Consider the following 7668-nt stretch of genomic DNA (forward strand, 5'->3'; position numbering starts at 1 on the left):
GGAGTACCTGCGCCGCCGCGGACTGACGCCGCTCGACCCGCAGTTCGCGCTCACCGCCCTGGCGGCGGCCGTGGACGGCGGCGCGGACGCGCTGCTCCCTGCTCGGCGCCTTCCTCGCCCTCGCGCTCGGCGTCGCGATGACCGCCGTGATGCTGCTCGGCCTCGCCGCCGCGCTCGACGCGCCGCCCGGGGGCGGGGAGCTGGTCTCGCTGGTCGCCGCGCTCGGCACCGCCGGCGGGGTGAGCGTGTTCGTCTCGGCGTTCGTCGTCGCCTCCACCTACTCGTACGCGGTCGTCCGGCGCCGACGCGAGTTGGGCCTGCTCCGGCTGGCCGGGGCCACCCGGGCCCAGGTCCGGCGCACGGTGCTCGCCGAGGCGCTGCTGCTCGGCGCGGCCGCGTCCGCCACCGGCTGCCTGCTCGGCCGGCTCGGCGCGCCCGCGCTCCTGCGGTGGCTGTCCGGGGTCGGCATGGCCCCGCCCGGGTTCGCCCCGAGCGGTTCGGCCTGGCCGCTGCACGCCGCCTTCTGGACCGGGCTGCTGGTCGCCCTGGGCGGGGTCGCGGTGGCCGCTCTGCGCGCGGGCCGGGTCGGCCCGCTGGACGCCCTGCGTGCGGCCGACCTCGACACCGGGGTGCTGACCCGCGGCCGGCTGCTGCTCGGCCTCGGTCTGGTCCTCACCGCCGCCGCGCTGGCCGGCAGCGCACTCGTCACGGACCCGGCCGACCTGCTGCACCGCAAGACGTACACCACCCGGCCGATGTGGCTGATCTGCGCGGCCGGCCTGCTCTCCCCGCTCCTGGCGCCGCCGCTGGTCCGGGTGCTCGGCCTGCTGCTGCCCGTCCGGCTCACCGGGTACGCGGGCCGGCTGGTGCCCGCCAACGCCGCCGCCGCGTTGCGCCGCACCGGCGCGGTGGCCGCGCCGGTGCTGGTGGCGGTGGCGCTGACCGGCTCCCTGAGCGGCGCGCTGGACACGGTGGGCGCCGCCCGGGCCGCCGAGGCCCGTGCCCGGACCGCCGCCGACCTGGTCGTCCGCCCCGCCGGTCCGGCGGCCCCGCTGGTGGCCGCCCTGCGGGCCGTCCCCGGCGTGAGCGCCGTCTCGGCGACCGCGCCCACCCCGCTGGCCCTGGTCGAGCCGGACGGCGTCACCGTCCGCTCCGAGGCCCGCACCGCCGACCCGGCCGGCCTGGCCGCCCTCGCCCGGCTCCCCCTGCTGGCCGGTTCCCCGGCCGGTCTCGACGACGACTCGCTGATCCTGCCCGCCGAGTGGGGCCGGGCGGTCGGCGAGCCGGTCCCGGTGGTCCGGGCCGACGGCAGCCGGACCGTTCTGCGGGCCGTCGCCGTGCTGCGCGACGGCCTGGGCGACAACGGACTGTACGTCACCGCCGCCAACGCCCCGGGCGCCCGGGTGGACCGGATCGAGGTCCGGCTCGCCCCCGGCACGGACGGCCCGGCCGCCCTCGACCGCGCCCGGGCCGCCCTCCGCCCGTACGGGGCGACGGTCCTCGACCGGGCCGGCTGGTTCGCCGCCACCTCGCCCGCGAACGCCCGGATCTCCTGGCTGCGGACCGTCCTGGTGCTCGGCCTCGCGCTCCTCTACACCGCGATCGCGCTCGCCAACACCCTGCTCACCACCACCGGGGACCGCCTTCGCGAACTCGCCCTGCTCCGGCTGGCCGGCGCCACCCGGGGCCAGGTGGTGCGCCTGGTGACCGCCGAGGCGGTGCTGGTGGCGGCGGTCGGCGTGGTGCTGGGCTGCGCCGTGGCCGGCGCCCAACTCGGCGCCATGCACGCCGCGCTGGGCGTCCTCGGCGTGCCGGGGCCGTGGGCGCTGCCGTGGCGGCCGGTCGGGCTGGTGGCGGCCGGGGCGGTGGTCCTCGCCGCCCTGTGCGCCGCCCCGGCCGCCGGCTGGATGCTCCGCCATCGCCCGGTGGCGGCCGCCGCCCGCTGAGCGGCACGCCCGCTCCTTGGGCCGGCGCGGGCCTCCAATCGGCTCAGCCCACCGTGGCCGACGCCGGGGCCGGACGCGCCGGCTCGGCCACGGTGCCGTCGGCCGCCCCGCCCAGCGTCGCCAGCCGCCGCAGGCCGGCCCGGCGCTGGAGCGCGCCGAGACCGACGGTGGCCGCGCCGAGACCGAGCCAGCCGAGCGGTCCGGCCGCCATCACCACGCCGGTCAGCAGCAGCGGCCCCACCGACTTCTGCACCGACTGGGACATCCCGGCGACCCCCAGGTACGAGGCCCGGGCGCCCGGCGGGGCCAGCACCACCGCCAGCTCCCAGGAGCTCACCGAGCGCAGCAGCTCCGCCAGGGTGATCAGGACCGCCGCGCCCAGCAGCGCGACCGAGGCCACGACCGGCCCGGCGCCGGTGGCGAGCACGATCAGCAGACAGCCGCCCAGCACCGTCACCCCGTACCAGCGCAGCGCGGCGGCCGCCCCGAGCGCGCCCTCCGCCCAGGCCGAGACCCGCAGTTGCAGCAGCACCACGAGCACCGTGTTGAGCACCAGGAAGACCGGGACGACGGCGTGCGGCGCGCCGGTGTGGTGGACCAGCCAGAGCGGCAGCCCGACGTTGAGGATCGAGTCGTCCAGGTTCAGCGGGATGTCCAGCAGGACGAACCGCAGGTAGCCGCGGTCGCGCCAGGGGCTCGGCACGGCGGACGGCGGCCAGCAGGTAGGACAGCCCGTTGGCCGCGATCAGCACCCGGTAGGCGCCCGCGGTCCCCACCGCCAGTCCGATCGCGGCGACGCCCGCGCCGAGCGCGTACCCGGCGTTGGCCACACTGCGGAACAGCGCCTGGTAGGTGGCCCGCCGCTCGCCCGCCACCCGGGTCGCGAACAGCATCTCCAGCGTCTTGGCGGCCCGCTCGGCCAGGCAGATCAGGGCCACCACGGGCAGCAGCGCGGCGAAGTCGTCGACCACCAGGAGCAGTCCCATCGCCCCCAGCCGCAGCAGGTGGCAGCCGATCAGCAGCCACCGCACCGGGAACCGTTCGGCCGCCCGCCCGGCCAGCGGGGACCCGACGATCCCCGCCACCGCCCCCACCCCGAGCAGCAGCCCCAGCCGGCGCGCGTCCATTCCGCACGCATAGGTGAAGTAGAGCACCGAGGCCGCCGCCCACACCCCCGTGCCGGTCCGGTCGACGCACTGCGCCAGCAGCATGATCCGCGCGTCCCGCCCGCCCGGCGGCCGCCGCAGCTGCGCCATCAGTCCGTTTCCCCGCATGGCGGTCCCCCGTCGCGTGATCGACATCAATCTCGACATCAAGATACTTCACATCAAGAGACCTTTGGAACCCCAAGGACCACCCGTGGCGACGAGCGGGCAGGCTCCACCCGGCCCGCCTCGACGGACCCGCGCACTCGACCGGCGCCACCGGCGCAGCCCTCGACGCGCGGCGGGCGGTGCGCCACACTCTCCCCAGCAGCACCCGCGCTCCCAACGCACCGGCACGACTCAACGACCACCGCACCACGGAGAGCCGATCGGTGACCACTCGTCAACTGCTGGAGATCCCCTTCTCGTCCGGCCGGACCGGATCCGGCCCGGCCACCTGGGGCCAACGGGCCATCTGGGACGCCGTACGACAGCTGCCGCCGGCCGATGCGCCGCGCTACAACATCGCCACCGCGGCGCCGCTGGACCCGGGGCTGCCGCTGCCGGTCCTGCTGACCGCGCTGGAACAGCTGCTGCACCTGCACGATTCGCTGCACACCCGCCTGCTCCCGGACGAGGCCGGCGACCTCCGCCAGACCGTGGACGGCGAAGGCACCCTGGCCGTCCACCTGCTGACCGCCGGGGAAGGCCAGGACCCGGCCGGGCCGGGCGCCCGGCTGCACGAGGAACTGGCGGCCCAGGCCTTCGACACCGCCGTCCAGTGGCCGCTGCGGATCGGCGCGGTGACGGCGGACGGGCTGGTCCGGCACGTCAGCCTGGTGCTCTCGCACACCGCGGTGGACGGCTCCGGAATGAGCCGGCTGGTCGCCGACCTGGCCGCGCTCTGCCTCGGCGGCTCGCCCGAGGAGCTGGCCGAGCTGCGCCGATCCACCCGACAGCCGCTGGAGGAGGCCGAGTTCCAGACCTCCGACCGGGGCCTGCGGCGCGATGCGGCGGCCCGCAAGCAGTTCGTGCGCAAGCTCCGACTGGGCCCGGACCGGCTCTTCCCGCCGGCCGCCGAGCAGCCCGCCCGGTTCCCGAACGCGGTGCTCCGCTCCCCCGCCCTGCCCCGGGCCGTCGAGCGGGTGGCGGCCAGGCACCGGGTCAGCACGGGCTCGGTGCTGCTCGCCGCGACGGCGGCGATGACCGCCCGGCTCGCCGGCTCGACCGAGGCCGTGCTGAACGTCGTGGTCAACAACCGCTTCCTGCCCGAACTGGCCGACGCGGTGAGCGTGGTCGCGGGCGACGGCCTGTTCCGTCTTCCGGACGCCACGGCCGAGTTCGGCGAGGTGGTGCGCCGGACCCACGCCGCGGCGATCGGCACCTACCGGCACGCGTACTACGACAGGTCGGCCCTGGCCGCCGAGGTCGCGCGACTGACCGCGGAGGGCGTCCGACTCGCGGACCGCTCCTGCGTGTTCAACGACACCCGGGAGCTCCTCCCGGTGGCGGCCGACCCCGGCGAGGACCGGACCACGCTCACCTGGCCGGTGGAGTTCGAACCGCGCCCCGGCCTGACCTACGCCCTGGACGTCCTGCAGTCCGCCGAGGCGCTGAGCCTGGCCATGACGGCGGACCCGTCCCTGCTCCCGCGCGCCGCGATGGAACGATTCCTCTACGGCATCGAGGAGTTGATCCTCACCGAGGCCGCCGAGCGCGCTTGAACCTGACACTGATGTCAGGTTTTACCGTACCGGCATGACCACCACCGCCACCGCGACCCTGCTCACCCCGTACCGCCTCGGCCGGCTCGACCTGCCGAACCGCGTCGTCATGGCCCCGATGACGCGGTACCGGGCCACCGAGGACGGTACGCCCCTGCCCGTCGTCGCCGAGCACTACGCCCAGCGCGCGAGCGCCGGCCTGATCGTCACCGAGGGCATCTGGCCCAGCCGGCAGGGCCAGTCCGGCTGGCGCCTGCCCGGCCTGGAGACGCCCGCGCACGTGGCCGGCTGGCGCGCGGTGACCGAGGCCGTGCACGCCGCCGGCGGCCGGATCGTCGCCCAGCTGATGCACGGCGGACGCCAGGGCCACCCGCTCAACCGGCTGCTCGGCGACGTCCCGGCCGGCCCCTCCGCCGTCCCCGCCCCGGGCCCGGTGCACGTCAAGGACGGCGGCAAGGCCGAGGCCGTCACCCCGCGCGCCATGACCCGCGAGGAGATCCACCGCACCGTCGCCGACCACGTCGGCTCCGCCCGCCTGGCCCTCGACGCCGGCTTCGACGCCGTCGAACTCCACGGCGCCAACTCCTACCTGATCCACCAGTTCCTGGCCGACAACACCAACCTGCGCACCGACGAGTACGGCCCGCGCACCCTCGCCGACCGGCTGCGCTTCCCGATCGAGCTGGTCACCGCCGTCGCCGAGGCCGTCGGCCCCGACCGCCTCGGCCTGCGACTGTCCCCCGGCAACCCGCAGTTCGGCATGCACGAGGCCGACCCCGCGCCGGTCTACCGCGCGCTGCTCGGCGAACTCGACGCCCTCGGCCTGGCCTACCTCCACCTCACCGACAACGACGACTACCCGGCCCTGGCCGACCTGCGACCGCGCTGGTCCGGCCCGCTGATCGGCAACGTCGGCGAGAACCGCGCCGCCACCGACCGCGAGCGCGGCGAGGCGGTGCTCGCCGCCGGCCTGGCCGACCTGGTCTCCTACGGCCGCGCCTTCATCGCCAACCCCGATCTGCCGGAACGGTTCGCCGCGGACGGTCCGCTCGCCCCCGTCGACCCCACCCACCTCTACGGCCAGGAGGCCACCGGCTACACCGACTACCCGCGCCTGCGACCGGCCGCCCGACCGTGAGCCGGATCGTGAGCCGGATCGCGCACCGACCCGCGATCCGGACCGGGTTCCGACCCGGGCTCCGGCCCGCGGACCGGCCGACGGCACCCCCGTCCTGACCGACTGTCAGTGCCACCCGCTATGGTCGGCCCCGAACGATCCCAGCACGAACAGCACCGCAGGGGGCACCATGACCACACCGGGCACCGGCCCGCTCACCACCGCCGACCTCGTGGAGGGCTGGCACCGGGCGGGCGTCCGCGAGGGCATGGCGCTGATCGTGCACTCCTCGCTCTCCAGCCTCGGCCGGGTCGAGGGCGGCGCGGCGGCCGTGGTGGCCAGCCTGCGCGCGGCGGTCGGGCCCGGCGGCACCGTCGCCGCGCCCACCTTCACCTCCGACACGGTCCGTGACCCGGCTCCCGGGCACAGCGGCGCCCTCGGGCCCGAAGTGGCCGAACTCCGGTCCGCCGTACCGCTGTTCCACTCCGAGATGTGCTCCGCCACGGGCGCGGTGGCGGAGGCACTGCGCACCCTGCCGGAGAGCCTGCGCAGCACCCACCCGCAGGTCTCGGTCGCCGCCGTGGGCGCACACGCCCGGGAGGTCACCGCCCGGCGCTCGCTCGGCTTCGCCGTCGGCCGGGAGTCGCCCTTCGGCGCGCTGCACGACCTCGGCGGGTACGTGCTGCTGGTCGGCGTCGGCCACAACCGCAACACCTTCCTGCACTACGCGGAGACCTTCGCGCCCAACCGCCGGCTCAAGCTCCGCCGCTTCCCGATGGCGATCCAGGGCGAGCGGGTCTGGATCGAGGCACCGGACGTGGCGGACGACAACGACACCCACTTCCCTGTCGTGGGGCGGGAGTTCGAGGAGCGGGCGGGCATCCGCGAGGTGCTGGTCGGCGAGGCGGCCTGCCGCCTGGTCCCGGTCCGCGAGCTCATACCCTTCGCCGTCCGCCGCCTCACCGAACTGCTGGCGGCCGACGGCCCCGGAGCGGCATAGGCCGGGCCGACGGTCCCCGCCGTGCGCGCGGAACCGCCGGCCCGATCCTCCTGTGCCGCCCTGCCGTCAGTGACGTCCCTCGTGCACCGAGCTGGTCTCCTGGATCTTCTTCCAGGACTTCGGCTCGACCGGGGGCTGCCCCGCGTCCCGGCCGGCGTCCGCGCCCGGCGCCAGCGAGGCCGAGGCTGAGGCCGCGGCAGCGGTGCCCGGCGGCACCGGTCCGACGGCGGGCTTGCTCGGGGTGAACAGCCAGGTGTTCAGCAGGTCCCCGAGCTTCTTCCCGGAGACCTGCTCGGCGTAGGCCTGGAACTCCGGAATCGTGGCGTTGCCGTAGCGGCGCTCGGTGGGCCAGCCCTTCAGGATCCGGAAGAACTTCTCGTCCCCGACGGCGTTGCGCAGCGCCTGGATGGCCAGCGCGCCGCGGTAGTACACCGCGAGGGAGAACTGGTTGTCCTCGCCCGGGTCGCCCGGCTTGACGGTCCAGAACGGGTCGTCGGCCGGGCGTGAGGCGTAGATGTAGTCGGCCAGTTCCTGTGCGGTGCCCTCGTTCTCGTGCTCGGACCAGAGGAACTGCGCATACTCGGCGAAGCCCTCGTTCAGCCAGATGTCGGACCAGCGGGAGAGCGAGACGCTGTCGCCGTACCACTGGTGGGCCAGCTCGTGCACGACCACCGACGTATTGGTGCCCCTGGCGAACAGCCCGGGGCCGTAGGAGACCCGGGTCTGGGTCTCCAGG

At 76.0% G+C, this 7668-nt stretch carries 6 protein-coding genes and 1 pseudogene; 4 read left to right on the plus strand and 3 right to left on the minus strand.

The genetic code is table 11. The features are described from left to right. Positions 1–137 precede the first annotated feature (137 nt). Positions 138–1946, plus strand: a complete 1809-nt coding sequence (locus tag ACIQOV_RS17750; protein ID WP_401049467.1) for an FtsX-like permease family protein — start codon at positions 138–140, stop codon at positions 1944–1946. Positions 1947–1989: 43 nt separating this feature from the next. On the opposite strand, the gene ACIQOV_RS17755 is transcribed toward ACIQOV_RS17750, so the two are convergent. Together ACIQOV_RS17755 and ACIQOV_RS17760 are read right to left on the minus strand one after the other, a co-directional pair. Beyond that, on the minus strand, positions 1990–2649 hold the full coding sequence (locus ACIQOV_RS17755; protein ID WP_401049469.1) for a hypothetical protein: 660 nt from the start codon (positions 2647–2649) through the stop codon (positions 1990–1992). After that, positions 2627–3259: pseudogene (locus ACIQOV_RS17760) on the minus strand (MFS transporter); the annotation flags it as partial. The gene ACIQOV_RS17755 and the pseudogene ACIQOV_RS17760, both read right to left, overlap by 23 nt. A 224-nt stretch (positions 3260–3483) precedes the next feature. Here ACIQOV_RS17760 and ACIQOV_RS17765 point away from each other — a divergent pair. The 3 genes from ACIQOV_RS17765 (at position 3484) to ACIQOV_RS17775 (ending at position 6932) form a co-directional block, all read left to right on the plus strand. Continuing rightward, positions 3484–4815, plus strand: coding sequence for a condensation domain-containing protein (locus ACIQOV_RS17765; protein WP_401049470.1), 1332 nt, complete (start codon positions 3484–3486; stop codon positions 4813–4815). A gap of 34 nt (positions 4816–4849) precedes the next feature. Continuing rightward, positions 4850–5953, plus strand: coding sequence for an alkene reductase (locus ACIQOV_RS17770; RefSeq protein ID WP_401049472.1), 1104 nt, complete (start codon positions 4850–4852; stop codon positions 5951–5953). 169 nt (positions 5954–6122) lie between these two features. After that, positions 6123–6932 carry an aminoglycoside N(3)-acetyltransferase gene (locus tag ACIQOV_RS17775; protein ID WP_401049474.1) on the plus strand — a complete coding sequence of 270 codons (810 nt, stop codon included), beginning with the start codon at positions 6123–6125 and terminating at the stop codon, positions 6930–6932. 66 nt (positions 6933–6998) lie between these two features. On the opposite strand, the gene ACIQOV_RS17780 is transcribed toward ACIQOV_RS17775, so the two are convergent. Next, positions 6999–7668: M1 family aminopeptidase (locus tag ACIQOV_RS17780; RefSeq protein ID WP_401049475.1), on the minus strand; the 670-nt coding region annotated here is incomplete at its 5' end.

Source organism: Kitasatospora sp. NPDC091257, assembly GCF_044757675.1.
Lineage (GTDB): Bacteria > Actinomycetota > Actinomycetes > Streptomycetales > Streptomycetaceae > Kitasatospora > Kitasatospora lactacystinica.

Excerpts from the sequence above, each read along its gene's own strand:
- ACIQOV_RS17750 (WP_401049467.1), top strand. The coding sequence starts at position 138 with ATGACCGCCGTGATGCTGCTCGGCCTCGCCGCCGCGCTCGACGCGCCG.
- ACIQOV_RS17770 (WP_401049472.1), top strand. The coding sequence starts at position 4,850 with ATGACCACCACCGCCACCGCGACCCTGCTCACCCCGTACCGCCTCGGC.
- ACIQOV_RS17775 (WP_401049474.1), top strand. The coding sequence starts at position 6,123 with ATGACCACACCGGGCACCGGCCCGCTCACCACCGCCGACCTCGTGGAG.